The organism is Cognatundibacterium griseum (genome assembly GCF_014284195.1).
Lineage (GTDB): Bacteria > Pseudomonadota > Gammaproteobacteria > Burkholderiales > Burkholderiaceae_D > Undibacterium > Undibacterium griseum.
In genome coordinates, this window is the sequence record NZ_JACOGC010000007.1 from 95299 (window position 1) to 112761 (window position 17463).

General features: G+C 53.2%; 15 protein-coding genes. 5 read left to right on the forward strand and 10 right to left on the reverse strand.

The window, feature by feature from the left end:
• The first annotated feature begins 453 nt into the window (after nucleotides 1-453).
• Nucleotides 454-1278: a substrate-binding periplasmic protein gene (locus H8K27_RS15060; RefSeq protein WP_186863992.1), complete on the forward strand. Its 825-nt coding sequence runs from the start codon at nucleotides 454-456 to the stop codon at nucleotides 1276-1278.
• A gap of 17 nt (nucleotides 1279-1295) precedes the next feature.
• Nucleotides 1296-4274: a hybrid sensor histidine kinase/response regulator gene (locus H8K27_RS15065; RefSeq protein WP_186863993.1), complete on the forward strand. Its 2979-nt coding sequence runs from the start codon at nucleotides 1296-1298 to the stop codon at nucleotides 4272-4274.
• A gap of 46 nt (nucleotides 4275-4320) precedes the next feature.
• On the opposite strand, the gene H8K27_RS15070 is transcribed toward H8K27_RS15065, so the two are convergent.
• The 3 genes from H8K27_RS15070 to H8K27_RS15080 are packed head-to-tail and all read right to left on the reverse strand — an operon-like array spanning nucleotide 4321 to nucleotide 6298.
• Nucleotides 4321-5094 carry an HvfC/BufC N-terminal domain-containing protein gene (locus H8K27_RS15070; protein ID WP_186863994.1) on the reverse strand — a complete coding sequence of 258 codons (774 nt, stop codon included), beginning with the start codon at nucleotides 5092-5094 and terminating at the stop codon, nucleotides 4321-4323.
• Nucleotides 5081-6001, reverse strand: coding sequence for an MNIO family bufferin maturase (gene bufB, locus H8K27_RS15075; RefSeq protein WP_186863995.1), 921 nt, complete (start codon nucleotides 5999-6001; stop codon nucleotides 5081-5083). The genes H8K27_RS15070 and bufB overlap by 14 nt, the downstream gene beginning before the upstream one ends.
• 39 nt (nucleotides 6002-6040) lie before the next feature.
• On the reverse strand, nucleotides 6041-6298 hold the full coding sequence (locus tag H8K27_RS15080) for a BufA1 family periplasmic bufferin-type metallophore (protein ID WP_186863996.1): 258 nt from the start codon (nucleotides 6296-6298) through the stop codon (nucleotides 6041-6043).
• Between the two features lie 188 nt (nucleotides 6299-6486).
• On the opposite strand from H8K27_RS15080, the gene H8K27_RS15085 reads away from it, so the two are divergent.
• Together H8K27_RS15085 and H8K27_RS15090 are read left to right on the forward strand one after the other, a co-directional pair.
• Nucleotides 6487-6759 carry a hypothetical protein gene (locus tag H8K27_RS15085; RefSeq protein ID WP_186863997.1) on the forward strand — a complete coding sequence of 91 codons (273 nt, stop codon included), beginning with the start codon at nucleotides 6487-6489 and terminating at the stop codon, nucleotides 6757-6759.
• A gap of 37 nt (nucleotides 6760-6796) precedes the next feature.
• A complete protein-coding gene (locus H8K27_RS15090) occupies nucleotides 6797-7015 on the forward strand; it encodes an RNA-binding S4 domain-containing protein (RefSeq protein WP_186863998.1) in 219 nt (72 codons plus the stop codon).
• A 3-nt stretch (nucleotides 7016-7018) separates the two neighbouring features.
• Here the strand turns inward: H8K27_RS15090 and H8K27_RS15095 are convergent, their stop codons facing one another.
• The 3 genes from H8K27_RS15095 to mobB form a co-directional block, all read right to left on the reverse strand.
• Nucleotides 7019-7450, reverse strand: coding sequence for a hemerythrin domain-containing protein (locus tag H8K27_RS15095; protein WP_186863999.1), 432 nt, complete (start codon nucleotides 7448-7450; stop codon nucleotides 7019-7021).
• A 186-nt stretch (nucleotides 7451-7636) separates the two neighbouring features.
• Nucleotides 7637-7837 carry a YjfB family protein gene (locus tag H8K27_RS15100; RefSeq protein ID WP_186864000.1) on the reverse strand — a complete coding sequence of 67 codons (201 nt, stop codon included), beginning with the start codon at nucleotides 7835-7837 and terminating at the stop codon, nucleotides 7637-7639.
• A 52-nt stretch (nucleotides 7838-7889) separates the two neighbouring features.
• On the reverse strand, nucleotides 7890-8429 hold the full coding sequence (gene mobB / locus H8K27_RS15105) for a molybdopterin-guanine dinucleotide biosynthesis protein B (protein ID WP_186864001.1): 540 nt from the start codon (nucleotides 8427-8429) through the stop codon (nucleotides 7890-7892).
• Nucleotides 8430-8618: 189 nt separating this feature from the next.
• On the opposite strand from mobB, the gene H8K27_RS15110 reads away from it, so the two are divergent.
• Complete coding sequence (locus H8K27_RS15110; protein WP_186864002.1) at nucleotides 8619-9743, forward strand: ABC transporter substrate-binding protein; 1125 nt, start codon at nucleotides 8619-8621, stop codon at nucleotides 9741-9743.
• Nucleotides 9744-9822: 79 nt separating this feature from the next.
• Here H8K27_RS15110 and ppc read toward each other — a convergent pair whose 3' ends face one another.
• From ppc to edd, 4 genes are all read right to left on the reverse strand, one after another.
• A complete protein-coding gene (ppc, locus tag H8K27_RS15115; RefSeq protein WP_222610693.1) occupies nucleotides 9823-12609 on the reverse strand; it encodes a phosphoenolpyruvate carboxylase in 2787 nt (928 codons plus the stop codon).
• Nucleotides 12610-12832: 223 nt separating this feature from the next.
• Nucleotides 12833-14467 (reverse strand): glucose-6-phosphate isomerase, encoded by a 1635-nt coding sequence (pgi, locus tag H8K27_RS15120; protein ID WP_186864003.1) that lies wholly within the window; start codon nucleotides 14465-14467, stop codon nucleotides 12833-12835.
• Between the two features lie 130 nt (nucleotides 14468-14597).
• Nucleotides 14598-15239 (reverse strand): bifunctional 4-hydroxy-2-oxoglutarate aldolase/2-dehydro-3-deoxy-phosphogluconate aldolase, encoded by a 642-nt coding sequence (gene eda / locus H8K27_RS15125; RefSeq protein WP_186864004.1) that lies wholly within the window; start codon nucleotides 15237-15239, stop codon nucleotides 14598-14600.
• A 164-nt stretch (nucleotides 15240-15403) separates the two neighbouring features.
• On the reverse strand, nucleotides 15404-17254 hold the full coding sequence (gene edd, locus H8K27_RS15130) for a phosphogluconate dehydratase (RefSeq protein WP_186864005.1): 1851 nt from the start codon (nucleotides 17252-17254) through the stop codon (nucleotides 15404-15406).
• Nucleotides 17255-17463: the final 209 nt, after the last annotated feature.

Here is a 17463-nt window from a genome sequence, read left to right on the forward strand (position 1 = left end):
GAACGATCGTTCTAAAAACTCAACAGGTAGTATGTCACCAGCTTAAATGCTTTAATAGCCGCTTGTACAGTTCTAGAGTAAACATTCTTAAAATGCATTCATCCAAAACAACAAATGCGCAGCGAACACTGATCAAGGATGCGCATTATAGGTAAAACACAGATCAAAACAAGATTGGACTCGTTTTTTAAAAATCCTCAGTCACTGTCTTGACAGCATCATTTGACAAATCACTTGCCAACATCTCTGCATGTGAATATCCAAAAAGCGGTTAGCAATATTTTCCTTATCCATGAATTCAACTCTTATTTAACAATATTTTTACGGCAGTCATCCAAGTTTACCTGTTGCTCCAATTAAAATCGCTGCTGCATATCTTCCGCCACGAAATCTTTACTTTGCGGAAGTCATCATTGTCAGAGAGGGCGCGTCCTTCCCATAAAGGAAGCTGTTATGAAAATGTATCGCCTACTCACATCATTCCTGACGTTGATATCATTTTCAATCTGCCTTTCAGGATTCTGCATTGCAAACGCACAAGCACAAGCGGTCAGCGGCAGATTACAAAAAATTCTCCGGGAAAAAGAAATCCGTGTCTGTATCTGGCCGGATTATTACGGCATTACCTTCCGCAATCCGAAAACCAAGCTGTTAAGCGGCATTGATATTGATTTAGCGTCGGAACTGGCCAAAGACCTGGGTGTTTATCCCAGATATGTCGACAGTTCTTTCCCCACGCTGATTGACAAACTGCTCAACGATGAATGCGACATCGCGATGCACGCTGTCGGCGTCACTGCCGCCAGAGCAGCGCGCCTGCAATTCAGTCAACCTTACTTGCGCAGCGATATATATGCAATCACTACAAAATCCGGAACATCGGTCAAAACCTGGGACGATATTGACCGTCCCGGTCACATTATTGCCGTCCAGACCGGAACAATCATGGTGCCGGTCATGCAGCAAGCACTGAAGCAGGCAAAGATATTACTGGTCACGCCCCCAATGACAAGGGAGCAGGAAGTGGAATCCGGACGTGCCGACGTATTTATGACAGATTACCCATACAGCCGCCGCATGCTGGAAACGACAGACTGGGCCCGCCTTGTCGCACCGGTCAAGCCATTTCATCTGACCGACTATGCCTATGCGATTGCACCGGGCGACAAGATTTTTCTGGAGCGCATTAATCTTTTCGTCAGCACGATCAAAAAAGATGGCAGGCTTCAGGCTGCAGCAAGCAAACACAAGCTTGAACCAATTGTCGTTAAAGACTAAACGAGAACCTGCTATTTATGCTGCCAATAGAACGACTGTATCAGCTGAACAGAAAATTACCGGTCTGGATGATCCTGGGGGTAATTTTCAGTGCAGGCGTTTTACTGGCAACCAGTTTTATTCTGAACCGCGATAAGGCCCAGATACTCGACGAAGCGAATACCAAAGGAGAATTACTGGCCAGGATGCTCGAGAATCATCTGACCCGGACGCTCTCCTCTATCGACAATTCACTCAACATCATTTCAGGGATACTCAACGACCAGGAAGCACAAACCCCGGGGAAACAAACCTACCGGAATATCAGCAGATTTCTGGAGGTGACGGCGAGTAATTCAACGCATCTTCGCTCCATTTCCATCCTGGATACCCACGGTAAAATTCTGGCAAGCTCGGCCGTGCATGAAATCGGCAGGCATATCAATTTGCACTGGATGGGATTTAACGACGGACTCACCTCAACGCTGGAAGCGGGGCGTCCTGTCTTTATCCGTGATATCCAGGAATTGGATGATCAGGGCTTCGCCGAAGAAAATCCGCATAACCGCACACATGCCCTGCCTTTTGCAAAGCAGATCCGGGTCGGCAGCATGGACGTCGTTATGCTGACGATGATCAATCCGCAATACCTGCTGGCAAATTTCAACGACATCATCGGTCCCAAAGTGAATTTCGTCACGCTGTTTGATTATCGCGGCAAAGTACTGGGAACGACCGACAATGAGCACTTCATGCTGGGGAAAAACTATCCGGAACTACCGGTATTTTCTGCGATACAAAAAGATGCTGAATTTGGCAGCCTGCACTATGTCACGAAAACGGCAGACAACGAAGACAGTTACATATTCAATTTCCGGACACCGCGTCAGTATCCGATTGTGCTCGTTACCGCCATTTCTGAAACCTATGCCATCAGCCAGTGGTACAACAATTCCAGAAACCTGAAGTGGAGTGGCTTGATCGTTGCTGGTTTTGTGCTGCTCTGTGCCACATTACTGACCTGGTTCATGCGTTCCCGCGACAGATTTGAAGCGGAGCTTGAATTATCGAAAATCCGGGCAGAACAGGCAAACAACGCAAAAAGCGCATTTATTTCAACAATGAGCCATGAAATCCGCACGCCCATGAATGGCGTGATCGGCATGACCAATCTGCTCATGGAAACGCCGCTCGATCAGCGGCAAAAGGAATTTCTGAAAGTGATTGATGAATCTGCAAATGCCCTGATGTCGATCATCAATGACATTCTGGATTTTTCCAAGATAGAAGCCGGGAAAATGCAGATTGATCATTCAGAATGCGATCTGGTCAGCATTGTGGAGGCGTGTGCAGAAATCCTGACGGAGAGAGCTGAACTGAAGGATATCCGGCTCATCAGTTTTATTGATCCGAAATTACCCGGAATCATCAGCACAGATCCCGGAAGATTGCGGCAAATCTTATTGAATCTGATCGGCAATGCTATTAAATTTACCGATGCGGGGGAAGTCAGCATCGATGTCCGGGCCAGGAAACATGCACGCCACCAAACTATCCGGTTTGAAATCCGCGATACAGGAATCGGCATTGCACCGGAAGTCATGGCACATTTATTTACTCCGTTTACGCAGGCAGACGGCTCCATTACCCGTCGTTTTGGCGGAACCGGACTTGGACTGTCGATCTGTAAGCGTCTGGTCGAATTAATGGAAGGTGAAATCGGGGTAAATAGCGAACAGGGAAAGGGCTCCGTTTTCTGGTTTGAAATCCCGCTTCATTCCGTCAGGAACAAACCAGCTGCAATTGATGTCAACCTTCCGGAAACTGAGTTGCGGGTACTGCTCTGCCTTCCCAACCGGACTTTGTCATCCGCCATCGTGTCTTATCTGAAATCCTTTGGCATGTTGCCGGTTCTCGTCACAACCGAAGAGGACATGCGCTACAGCCTGATCGCCTATCCCGATATCGCCGCCGCGATTATCGATGAAGTGGACGATGCGAGTTTCGCAACGAAAACTGCACAGAAAATTCATCGTGACGCCCCGCAGGTTCCGATTATCCGGATCGTCAGGACAACGGCAAATGCGGAACAATCCAGAGATTCGCTGACTTCTTCCTTCCTCAGACAACCAGTAAAACAAGCAATGCTGCGAACTGCCGTCATACAGGCTAAAGAAAATTTACGCAGTCCCAAACCGGATCCGCTATCCGGAAAAGATTCCGTTCTGACCAATCCTGCACCTCCAGTTTTAGCGCAGAAAAAACGCCTGCTGTTAGTCGAGGATAATCTGATCAATCAGAAAGTTGCCCTGCATCTGTTACAACAAATGGGATATCTCGCCGATCTGGCACAAAACGGAAAAGAATGTCTGGAGATACTGGAGACTGGTGATTATGCACTGATACTGATGGATTGCCAGATGCCGGTCATGGATGGCTTCGAGGCTACACGCCAAATCCGTCATCTCGAAAAAAACCAGAACACGCACATTCCGGTCATTGCGCTGACAGCGAACGTCATGCAGGAAGAAAAATCTCTGTGCCTCGCAGCCGGCATGGATGACTATCTTGCCAAACCGATTAACCGGAACGATCTGGGCAGGATGTTGCAGCAATACTGGCCACAAGCACAAAGTGCCTTAATGCCCTCTGAAAATCTTCGTCCTGAAAACCTGAAAGATGTGATAAACATCCAGCGACTTCAGGAAATTACTGACAATGATCCGGAAATGCAGACCGTATTATTAAACATGTATGCTGATTCCACCCAATCTGTGCTAGATGCGTTATCTGTCGCAATCAGCCAGGCTGATCTGCAAAAAATCAGCCAGATTGGTCATCAATTAAAGGGCGCCAGCGGTAATCTCGGTCTGCTGGAACTGGACGCTCTTGCGAACGAGCTGGAAGCGATCACGCAGCATCATGACATGACCCGGATTCATGCACTTCAGACCTCATTGCTGCAGGCTTTCCAGCGTTTCACAGCGTATCTGGCCACGTTCAGAGTAACGACTTAAAGGGTATTTTGTTTTAAATCAGGTATCTGCCGGTCTGGCAGAACGTTCAGGCAAAATCACTGAAACAGCGTAATGACAGCCAGTACAGCAATTGTTCCTGAATATCCAGCTTATGATTCTGGCTTAGCGCATAGTCAAGCACATCGCCGATACATTGACCGTCAAACAGATAGTGCAATGCTCGGTACTGGAACTGATCCAGCTCAGTCACAGAGGCTTGCCAGTCTTGCCTCGTGACAATGCCGGCACAGGGCATATTAATCTCGATATGACTCAGATCAGCTACCGGTTTCTGATGGGCACGCCATATCGGGATACTCGCAAAATCAGCCTGATACAGCGCGGCAGCAGGATGTGGAATCAGTCGCACAGCCAAAAAATCTTTTCCTTGTCTGACAGTAGCAAGCAATATGTCTAGCTCCAGCAGCGAAGCGTCAGCCGCATAATAAGCGCGGTGGATCGCCCATTCCAAACCGGCGACATCCGGGAAATATGGATAATCTTTAACGAAATCGCTTTGACGCAAAAAATCCGGCAAGCGGTCGCCAAACCGATTCAGATCACTGGTTTCCGAAGGCGTATTCAGTCCATAGTGATAAGCCATCTGTTCAAAAAAATCGTCTCCCACCAGTTGCAGCAACACGGGATAAGCATTACGCAAGGCTGCGCTCCAGTTTGCCAGCTGATTACCACGGTAATAGGAAAAACGTTGCACAGATTCAGGATTGCGCAACATCGCAGAAAAATCCGCCGATAACGTTTTCTGCAATAACTGCGCAGCAAAGCAGCGTTGCAGATCAGCCAGATCAGGGTAAGGCATTCATTATTTCTCTGTTTTGAGATTGCGCGGCGCTCCGGTATTGCTCTGCTTTTTGTGCCTCCGCCACCAGGACCGGCAAAGAAGGAATATGCGTATCCCATTCAAGCAGTACCGGAATTTCCGTTCCCAATAAACTGCATGACTTGCGGAATAAATCCCAGACCGGCTCGGCAACATGACTGCCATGATCATCAATCAGGCATCCGTCCATCTGCCGATGTCCGGCGAGGTGAATTTCACCGACCGATCCGGCAGGTAGCCGTGCCAAGGTCAGCAAGGCCTCTGTCGCAGACTCCTGATGATTAAGCTGATTGACATATAAATTGTTTATATCCAGCACAATCCCGCAGCCGGTACGCAGCGCCAGCTGTGCCAGAAATTCGGCCTCTGACATCTGATCATCCCGGAAACGGATATAAGTCGACACATTTTCGATCAGCACACGACGCTTCAATTGCGTCTGTAAATCGTCAATCCGGTCTGACAGTAAATTCAGGGATGATGGATTTAATGGCATCGGCAGCAGGTCATGCAAAGCTCTTCCGGCAACAGCGCCCCAGCACAGATGTTCCGAAACCAGCGCCGGTTCAATACGCTCAGCCAGACGCTGTAACCGGTCGATATGGTCTTGCCTGTATCCTTCGGCCGAGCCCAGTCCCAGCCCAACGCCGTGCAGGCTGACAGGATAATCCCTCCGCAGCGACGTCAATACATGCAGATCGTAACCACCATCTCCGAAATAATTTTCAGAGTGCACCTCCAGCCAGGCGACATCCACCGGTTCACGCAAAAAATCCTGGTAATGCGGCACCCGCAGTCCGACTCCGGTTCCACGCAGATCCAGAGCCGCATCGCTTGAATGCTGAATTGAAAACGGATTAGCCAGCCGCGTTGTAGGTGGAGTCATACGACAACATTGAAGATAGCGCGATACAGGTGTTCAGGCTCAGGAAGCCTTGGGTGCATCGGTTTTACCACCCATTTTCTCGCACGTGCCGGCCGGGACTTTTTTCCAGTCCTGGGGATTGCTATCTGTCTTTGCCTGACCTGCACAGGAATGCGAACCATCCTTGGCAGCGCAATCATTTTTCCCTGCTTTTGACACGCCATAACATTTTTCAGTTTTAGCCGGCTCGGCTGCAGTAGCAACCGTCGTACCGAGCAAACCAGTCAAAGCTGCAGCAATCAAGGCTTTGTTATTCATGTTTATCTCCTGAAAAGTTAAAATAAGAAATCCGGTCTGATCTGCATGAGGTGAAACAGTTCCGGATGACTGACATTTTTCCAGCTACTGAATACCTGTATGGGCAACACCAGGCCTCAACAGTTACTCATATGAATCACCAGTGCGTCTTATCCTACCATTTTTATTCTCTGAAAAACGGCCTACCGATGAGTAACTCTATCCCTGAACTCAGGCAAAGTCTGGATGATTTTCTGCGGCAACAGATTACTGTCAGCCAGCTTTGCCAGTGCTGGCGAAGCAGCGATGTTTTGCTGACGCAACTGCCGCCGCAATACCGGGCCGTAATGGAAAATATCTTGCTCAGACTGGAATCCGGCAGTATGTTTACCGAAGAAAGCTGTTCCTTCAGTCAACGCGACCTGATTACCGAACTGCACACCTGGCTGGATAAAGCCCATGCCCGTCTGCAAGCGATTTAGTGTATCCTGCGCCCTTTTTTCCAATTCCTGACATCACATGCAAATATTAGACTTCAGCCTGAGCGGCGAATACATTGAATTAAACCAATTATTAAAACTATCCGGTTTATGCGAGAGCGGCGGTGCGGGAAAAATGATTGTTGCCAGCGGTGACGTGTATGTGGATGGCCAGCAGGAACTGCGGAAAACAGCAAAAATCCGTGCCGGCCAGATGGTGGAACTGGGCGGCATCCAGATCCGGGTCCACGCTGAATAAGAATCAGGCTGATAGCTGCTGCGCGTCCTGAAGCCCTGCATCCTGACGGGATTGTGCCAGCATGAAGCGCGCCAGCATATTGTCCATAGTATCAACGTGATGTTCAAACCAATGTGGCAACTCTTCTGCCAGACGTGCGGCAAGATCTGCCTCACCGGACGTAACCCGGCGCCGCACTTCCTGCATCACCTCCAGTACAGCATCGTGCTCCTGCTTGTGGCAGGCTGCCGGCGGAAAAGCAGTTTCCGTCATCCAGACATTTTCCTGATCGAAATGACGGATAGAGTGTTCAATCAAGGCATCCAGACGCTGAACAAATGTGGAGGGATTATCTTCTGCCAACGCAGCGCATAATTGTACGAACTCCTGATGCGTTTCATCCATCGGTTCATAACTGAGGCTCAACCTGTCCGACCATCCCCATGCTGTTGTCATCTCTGCTCCAGAAAAAGTGAATGCCGCAGATTATGGCTGATACAGCAGAATATTGCTTGCGTCAGATCAGCCACAAAGCAAAACAGCGCAATCAATGCGCTGTTTTATGGGTGTATACGAATGCAGCTTGTTCACGGTCACCAGACACCGGCTAAAAACCGGTTTGCTCTGCGACAGTGATGCGGCTTACGCCGTTGTATTGATATTGCGACCCAGGTGAGAAGGCAGGTTGGCAATCGATTGACTGTCAGGAATCGCCTGAATCAGCGCGGTGGCATTTTCAGTCTGAATGTCATTTGCCTTTTTGAGCATGGCAATACTGACTGCCTGACTGATTCCAACATCCGCCAGTGTCGTTGCTACATTTGCTATTCCTGCAACATCCATGACAATTCTCCTTATCCGTCTACCCCTGTAACGGCAGAAAAAAGGGTTTTCTTTAGCCCGGATATTCCTTTTTTTGAATTTTTCCATCTCGCATTACGATAAGCAACCATTCCAGAATTTCATCAGGCCGGTTCAGGTCCAGCCATGCAATACCGTCCCGCAGTCCGGGAGGCGCTGGCATGTCCGAAGCAACGGCAATCACACAAGGATCGTCGGGATACAGCGGCGGCTTTCCCAGTGCCGGGCGATGCACCTCCAGCTTGGAAATGGGTTCCCATTTGTATCCTTCAATTAATAGAATATCCGCCGCGGAAAAACGGGCAAGCAAAGTCTGCAATGCAGGCTCCGGCTCGGCATGCAGCTCCCTGGTAATCACATACCGGTATGGCGACACCAGCATCACCTCTGCGGCCCCGGCAGTGCGAAAACGGGCGCTGTCTTTTTGCGGCGGCTCAATGATGATGTCGTGATGGCTGTGTTTGACAACATTCACGCGCTGGCCTGCCGCAGTCAGCTGCCCGATCAGAAATTCCAGCAATGTCGTTTTGCCGCTTCCTGACCATCCGATAATTCCCAACAAGTTTTTGATCATTTTTGTATTTTCATCATTCAGTCTGAGCAACAATTCACGAATCCGGTCTGGCCACCCAGCCTCGCTGTATTACAGACCATAAAGTATTTATTTTTCATGCCCAAGCGGAAAAACTGTTATCACTCAGTCACTTGGCAGTCACAATCCGGTGTCAGAATCTTTCGCACTGCAACAACCGACCCTACTCTCATGCGCTTGCTTTCCAGACAACTCATCGCTTTCGTTATTGTACTGAGTAATCTCCTGGCTGCCTTTGCCATGGCTCAGGATAATCCCATCATTATCGGTCAGGCAATTGATCTGTCCGGCCCGAATGGCAGCATTGGCCGGGATTATGTTGCCGGAATCACCACTTACTTTGACAGCCTGAATGTCAGCGGCGGCATCAACGGACGCCGTATCAAATATCTGGTGCGTGATGATCAGGGTAATCCGGCGCACTCCGCCAAAGTGGTCAGTGATTTGCTGGAAAAAGATAAAGCCGAATATTTGCTGGGTGGTATCGGCGCTGCCGTCACCGATGCTGTCATCAATGCACCTAAATTTATCCAGAGTGGCCAGACACTGTTTGCACCCCTGATCGGATCGGTAAAAAATTATGGCAACCGCGTCCTGTTCTGGCGCCCCAGCCCTGAGCAGGAAATGCAGTACATCTTCTCTTACTTTGACAAACTGGGCATTAAAAGCGTTGGCATTGCCGTGCAGGAAAACAGCCTGAATCAGGATATGTTTCAGTACGTGACCAATGAGGTGAAGAAACGCAAAATGCAGATGAGCGGTATTGTTCACATCACCGCCACCCCGGCTGACGTCGACCGTGAATCCGCAGTGCTGGCAAATGCCAATCCGAATATCGTGATCGTGGTGGCTGACACGCTGGGCACCGGGTTGTTTCTGAAGGAATTCCGCAAACATGCACCACGCACCTTTGTCGCCGGTATGTCGCTGACGAATCTGGATACGCTGGCCGAAGTAGCCGGGCCGAAAAATCTGGAGTGGACAGTATTTTCGCAAGTGGTGCCGAACCCGCAGGGGAAAAAATCCATCATCCAGCTCGATCACAACAATATGATGAAAAAATTCCGTGACGAGGATTTGTCCGCCCTGACCTTCGAAGGATTCGTGGTTGCAAAAACACTGGTCAAAGGAATTCATTTATCCAAAGCCGGACGGGATGGCCTGCAGACGCTGGCTGCGCAGAAAGGCACGATGGATCTGGGCGGGATTCTGCTGACGCCGGGTGAAGGAACTTACCGGATGTCTTCGTATGTGGATATCGCGCTGTTCCGCAAAGGCGGCGGCCTGATGTTCTGATGCCGATTGATCCCACCAGAAAAAATGCCCTCTGAACAGAGGGCATTTTTTTATACTTAGCGCACCGGCGAAACCCGGCTTAACCGCTGTTTCTGAGGCCTGCCGCAATACCGTTAATCGACAGGTGAATACCGCGTCTGACCCGTTCATCCGGATCGCCCTGACGATAACGCTGCAGCAATTCGACCTGCACGTGGTTCAGCGGCGACAGATAAGGGAAACGGTTACGGATAGAGCGTGCCAGCAGCGGATTGGCCGCCAGCAGTTCATCCTGCCCGGAAATCGATTTCAGCACATCGATGGTTGCTTCATGCTCTGCCTGAATCCGCGGGAAAATCCGGTCACGCAATGCCTGGTCTTTGACCAGCTGGGCATAGCGGCTGGCGATACCGATATCACTCTTGGCAAGCACCATTTCCATATTGGACAACAAGGTGCTGAAAAAAGACCATTGACGGAACATCGCCTGCAGAGTCGGCAAACCATCTGCCGGATGCGCAGCCAGGTAACGCCGTACGGCGGTGCCAAAGCCAAACCAGCCCGGCAGCATCAGGCGGCACTGCGACCAGCTGAATACCCACGGAATAGCGCGCAGGTCTTCAATGGCGGTGGATTTTTTACGGGAAGCAGGACGGCTGCCGATATTCAGGCCGGCAATTTCAGAGATCACTGTCGATTCCCAGAAATACTGCTCGAATCCTTCCGTGCCATACACCAGATCACGGTAGGCATGGAATGCGTAATCCGACAGCTCTTCCATCACCGACAAAAATACAGCAGGCGGGGCTGGCTCGGTATGCGCCAGCATACTGGCTTCCATCGTGGCAGCAGCCAGCACTTCCAGATTGCGGCGTCCGACTTCGGGATTGCCGTATTTTGCCGTAATCACTTCGCCCTGTTCGGTCAGGCGAATCTGTCCCTGAACCGCACCGGCTGGCTGCGCCAGAATGGCCTGGTAGCTGGGACCGCCGCCGCGACCAACCGAACCGCCGCGGCCATGGAACAAACGCAGGCGCACCTGATGTTTTTTAAAGACTTCCACCAGATCGAGTTCGGCTTTATACAACTCCCAGCCGGAAGTCAGGAAACCGCCGTCCTTGTTGCTGTCGGAATAGCCGAGCATCACCTCCTGCGCCTGGTCGCGGCTGGCCAGCAGGCGGGCGTAGGCCGGAATCGCAAACAAACGATCCATCGCTGGCGCACTGTTCTGCAGGTCGCCGATGGTTTCAAACAGCGGGATGATGTTTACATCCAGCCGCCCTTCTGCCGGATGCAGCAAACCGGATTCTTTCAGCAGCAGCGCCAATTCCAGCATGTCCGACACACCATCGGTCTTGGAGATAATGCAGTTCGGTACCGCACCGGCGCCATAACGTTGTTTGGCCGTGGCTGCAGCCCGGTAAATCGCGAGTTCGGACTGGGTTTCTTCTGAATACGTCAGGTAAGGCGAAGCCAGCGGACGGGCGGAGCTGATTTCCTGAATCAACACGCCGATACGCTGCTCTTCGTTCAATGCCAGATAATCTGTCGCCGGATCGGCGGCCTGCAGTAACTCAGCGACCACGCGCTCATGCACATCGGAATTCTGACGCAGATCCAGCGGCGCCAGATAAAAGCCGAATACCCGGACTGCGCGCCGCAGATGACGCAGACGTCCGCGCGTAATCGCAGCCGAGCCGTTCGCCATCAGAGAGTTGTGAATCACATCCAGGTCTGCTGCGAGCTCTTCCGCCGCACGGTAAGGTGCGGCTTCCCCGCTCGGCGGGATCGATGGCAACAACCCCAGCAACTGGGTATAAGTCGCTGCCAGGCGGGCGTAAATGCCGCTGATGGCAAGACGGTATGGCTCGTCAGAGCGGTGCGGCGAATGGTCCGGCGAACGCTCAGCCAGCGCCAGCAACTCATCTGACACTTTCACCAGCAGATTTGCCATCGATAACTGGGAGCCCAGGGTATGCAGTTCATCCAGATAAAAGCGGAATGCCCGCGTGGACTGCATCGCCAGTGTTTTTTCCAGCACAGTGGCGGTGACGAAAGGATTGCCGTCGCGGTCGCCGCCAATCCAGCTGCCCATTTTCATAAAGCTGGGCAATTCACGCTGTTTCAGTGTCGGGTCTTTGCTGGCCAGCAGGTCTTCCAGACCGGCATATAGCTGCGGCAATTCGCGCAGGAAGGTGTAGTCATAAAAACTCAGGCCGTTCTCGACCTCGTCCAGCACCGATAATTTTGAAGTGCGCAGCATGCGGGTCTGCCACAACGTCAGCACGGCGCGTCCCAGTGCCTCTTCGTTGGCAGCAGATTCTTCCGGTGTGAGCTGCATACGGTCGCGCTCATCGAGCAGGCGTGTAATCACCATCTGGCAATTCAGGATACTCTTGCGCTGCACTTCGGTCGGATGCGCGGTGAGCACCGGTGCGACCTGCGCCGTCTGGAAAAAATCGAGCAATTGCTGCGTGCTGTGACCGGTGTTGTACAGGGCTTCAATGGTATGCGCCAGACTGCCGGACCGGGGCGCCGAACCGGCAATCTGATGCGCCCTGGTGCGGCGGATATGATGCTGGTCTTCCGCCAGATTGACCAGATGCGAAAAATAGCTGAATGCGCGGATCACCTGCGTGGTCTGGTCATTGGTCAGGCTATCGAGCGTATTTTCCAGTTCGGCACGCGCTGCCTCATCGGCATCGCGGCGGAAACGGATGGAATTTTGCCGGACCTGCTCGATCAGGTCGAACACATCATCGCCATGCTGATTTCTTACCGTATCGCCTAACAGGCGTCCCAGACGGCGGATATCCTCGCGCAGACTCTGGTCTTTGTCGTCATCTTTGTCGTTCATTTTGAGTGGTGGTTGGAGGTGGGCATTCATGCTGACAAAATTCTACGGTAAGTAAGGAAATCGAATGATGAAAATTCTTGCAAGGCAAGCAGTATTTGATCCGATGATGCATCAGGAGAAATACCGCCTGCCGGCTCAGATGTTCAGCCTGTACGCAGGCTGACGGACAGGATGGCGCCCCCGGTAGTGACTCTGGCGCGGTTCCGGCACAAGAGCCGGGTCGCCGTCAGACATTAGCCCGGGTTAGCCCGGATCAGGCGGCTTTTCTGACTTTCTGGCTGCGTCTGACAGCCTGCAGCAAGCCTTTGGTGGAGCTGTCGTATTCTTCTTTCACTGCCGCCGGATCGAGGCTGATCAGCTGCTGCGCCAGTTTTTTGCCGAGTTCCACGCCCCACTGATCGAAAGCGTTGATATCCCAGATCACCGACTGCACAAACACCTTGTGTTCGTACAAAGCAATCAGCGCGCCCAGCGAACGCGGGGTCAGCGCATCGAGCAGCAGCGTGGAAGTCGGGCGGTTACCCTCAAAGACACGCGGAGCCAGGATTTTGTCCGGCAGGTCGCCCAGTTCGGCACGCACTTCTTCCATGCTCTTGCCGAGCGCCATGGCTTTCGATTGCGCAAAGCAATTTGCCAGCAAGGCCTGATTATGTCCCGGCAAACCGGCATCATCGTCGGCAACCACGATAAAGTCTGTCGGGATGATCGTCGCGCCCTGATGCAGCAACTGGAAATACGCATGCTGACCATTCGTACCGGCCTCACCAAACAGAATCGCTGACGTTGAATAATCAACGCGCTGCCCTTCGCGGGTCACGGATTTGCCGTTGCTTTCCATTTCCAGCTGTTGCAGATAGGCCGGCACGCGCGTCATACGCTGGTGATAAGGTGCAATCGACAAGGCTTGCAAACCGAGGAAGTTGATATTCCAGACGCCGATCAGCGCCATCAGCACCGGCAGATTCTGTTCCAGCGGCGCCTGGGCAAAATGCAGATCCATCTCGTGCGCGCCGGCCAGCATTTCTTCAAACCGGTCCATGCCGACATACAGCGCAATCGAAAGGCCGATCGCGCTCCACATCGAATACCGGCCACCCGCCCAGTTCCAGAACGGGAAGACGTTTTCTTCTGCAATGCCAAATTCCGCCGCTGCAGTCACATTGGTGCTGAGCGCCACGAAATGCTGGCGGATCTGATCTGCCGGACAACCATGCGACAGCATCCATTCACGCGCCGTGCGGGCATTGGTCAGGGTTTCCATGGTGGTGAAGGTCTTGGATGCGACCACGAACAAGGTCGTCTCCGGATCGGCATTCGCCAGCGCGTCCGCCACGTGGCGGCCATCGACATTCGAGACAAAATGCAGCGAGAGATTTTTCTGCGACCACGGCGCCAGCGCAATGCATGCCATCTGCGGGCCAAGATCAGAGCCGCCGATGCCGATATTCACAATCGTGCGAATCGCCTTGCCGGTATAACCCAGCCAGCGCCCTTCGCGCACGGCATCGCTGAATGCACGCATCTGCGCCAGCACCTGATGCACGTCGGCGGCGATGTTTTCACCGTTCAGCATGAATTTCTCGCCTTTCGGCAAACGCAGCACGGTATGCAACACGGCACGGTTTTCAGTGTGGTTGATCGCCTCACCGCGCAGCATGGCGTCACGCCGCGTTTCCACTTCCTGCTGCCGCGCCATTGCCAGCAGATTCAGCTTGGCTGTGGTGTCGATGCGCTGTTTGGAATAATCGAGCAGGATGCCGCAGGCAGAAGCCGAAAAATGGGTGAAACGCTGCGGATCAGCACGGAACAGCTCTTTCAGGCTGGGCATGTTGGTAGCGCGCTGCTGCAACAGGCACCAGAGCGGAGTACGGGAAACAGAATTTGCCATGATCTTGCTCAGAAGTCGGGATAAGTCGGAACGACGGGTCAAATCGGGATTTATCCGGGGAGTATCTTTATTTTCCGGCTTGATATCCAGATAAACAAAGGACTATATAAAATACTCCCCCGGAGTATATTTATGCCTTGCCAGCGGCGACGGCCGCTTTTACCAACGTGGCGATAGCATTCCAGTCCCCGCTGTTGATCAGTCCTGCCGGGCACATCCAGGAGCCGCCGACGCACAGCACGTTGGACTGCTGCAACAGTGCCGGCGTGGCTTCCACCGTCACGCCGCCGGTCAGGCAAAAACGCACCTCCGGGAAGGGGCCGCCGAGCGCCTTGGCCATCTTGGTGCCGCCGACCACATCGGAAGGGAACAGTTTGACGACATGAAAGCCATGTTCCAGCGCCAGCATCAGATCACTGGCACCACCGACACCGGGGAAATACGGTAGACCGGATTCCTGCGCCGCTTTTGCCAGTACTGGCGTGATGCCGGGGCTGATGCCGAATGCCGCACCGCTGGCCTTGACCGCATCGAGCTGCGCAGCGGTCAGGATCGTACCGACGCCGACAGTCACATCCGGGCAGGCGCGCACCACTTCACGCACCACCGTCATCGCATTCGGTGTGCGCAGCGTGATTTCCACCGCAGGCAAACCGTTTTCCGCCAGCGTAGCGACGCACCGGATGGCCTGATCGACGTCATCAGTGACCAAAATCGGCAAAACACGGATCTGTTCCAGCTGGGTGATGATGCTCTGTTGCGTGTGGCTCATAATGTCTCTCACATAAAAAATAAAATTGCCTGCATCGGGTCAGGCCGGAAATTTCCGAAACCGCATCGCAGGCAGCGCCCTGCCGCCTGTCATGCGGGTTTTGCCGATATGCTTACCGATATGTTCTGAATCTTGTGTTCAGTTTTCCCTGCGTGATGCCGCCGTCAGTCGATAAACAGCGTCGATGCGCCATGCTCCGGCGCGGTCACGACCCGGCGCTGCGCCGCAAACAGGTCGCGGCCAAAGCCAAAGGTGTCCTCTTTGCTGCGTTCGCGCACCGGACGCTGATTCCATTCCTGCTCATCGACCAGCGCACGCAGTTCACCGGTATGCACATTCAGCTCGATCAGATCACCGTCGCGCACCTTGCCCAGCGGCCCGCCCTGCGCCACTTCGGGACTGACGTGCAGCGCTGCCGGCACCTTACCGGAAGCGCCGGACATGCGGCCATCCGTCACCAGCGCCACCTTGTATCCGGCCGACATCAGACTGCCCAGAACCGGCGTGAACTGGTGCAGCTCCGGCATGCCGTTCGCCTGCGGCCCCTGGAAAATCACCACAGCGACAAAATCCTGATTCAGTTCACCCGCCTTGTAAGCCCTGACCAGCGCATCCTGCGACTCAAACACTTTGGCTGGCGCCCGGATGATCCATGCCTCTTCCGGCACGGCAGAGGCTTTGACAATCGCACGCCCCAGATTGCCTTGCAGCAGACGCAGGCCACCGGTTGCGGCAAACGGCTCGCTTACATTGCGCACCACGCTGGTGTCGGTCGATGCGGCAGGCAGCGCTTCCCACTGCACCTGCGCTGAGGCATTCAGCACCGGACGTCCGGTATGGCTGTGCAATCCCTGATCGCCGTACACGGTCATCACGTCGCCATGCATCAGTCCGGCTGACAACAATTCACGCATCACAAAAGTCGGGCCGCCTGCATCCTGAAACGCATTCACGTCGGCAGTGCCGTTCGGATACACGCGGGTCAGCAAAGGCACGACGGAAGACAATTCATCGAAATCCTGCCAGTCAATCAGGATGCCGGCGGCACGCGCCACGGCAATCCAGTGAATCGTATGATTGGTCGAACCGCCGGTTGCCAGCAGGGCGATCACGGCATTCACGATGGTTTTTTCATTGACCAGACGGCCAATTGGTTTGTAATTACCGCTCTGCTCGGTGATTTGCAGCACGCGCTCCACCGCCGCTTCCGTCAATGCGCTGCGCAACGGGTCGGACGGATGCACAAAAGCCGCGCCGGGCAAATGCAGTCCCATGGCTTCGAGCAGCATCTGGTTACTGTTGGCAGTGCCGTAAAACGTGCAGGTGCCGGCGCTGTGGTAAGCCGCACTTTCAGCCGCCAGTAATTCTTCCTTGGTTGCTTTGCCCTGCGCATAACGTTCGCGCACAGCGGCTTTTTCTTTATTCGATAGACCGGAACCCATCGGTCCGGCCGGAATGAAGATCGTCGGCAAATGCCCGAACGCCAGCGCGCCGATCAGCAAACCCGGCACAATCTTGTCGCAGATGCCCAGACATAAGGTCGCATCGAATGCGTCATGCGATAAGGCGACAGCAGTGGCCTGCGCAATCACGTCGCGCGAAAACAGCGACAGCTCCATCCCGGGGCGTCCCTGCGTCACACCGTCGCACATCGCAGGCACGGCACCCGCCACCTGCGCCGTAGCGCCAAAGCGCAAGGCTGTGTCTCGGATCTGCTGCGGATAGGATTCGTAAGGCTGATGTGCTGACAGCATGTCGTTGTAAGCCGTCACAATGCCGATGTTCGGCTTCTGCGCCTGGTTCAGCCAGATCTTGGCCTTGCTGTCCATCGCCGCATTGGCATGCGCCTGATTAGCGCAGGACAGCGATGCACGGCGCGGACCACGTTGCTGCATCTGATCGATACGGGCCAGATAGGCCTGACGCAGAGTCTGGCTGCGTTCGGTAATGCGCCGGGTCACCTTGTCGATGACAGGATGCAGCGCGGCGGCTGAAAATGAAGAGGATGTCGTCATAAACTCACCTGTTGCTCCGCAGAGCGAAAGAATAGAAAAACTGCATAGTGATGCAAACTGCCTTCCTGATCTGTCCGACGCGATACGGCGTCCGGCGACAGCGCTCCCCGAAAGAACATCAAAGAGCTTGCATACGATGACGATAAAGATAGCATAAATCCGAAATTTTTCGTAACAAACTTTCAGAATTTTATTTTAATGCTGATTTT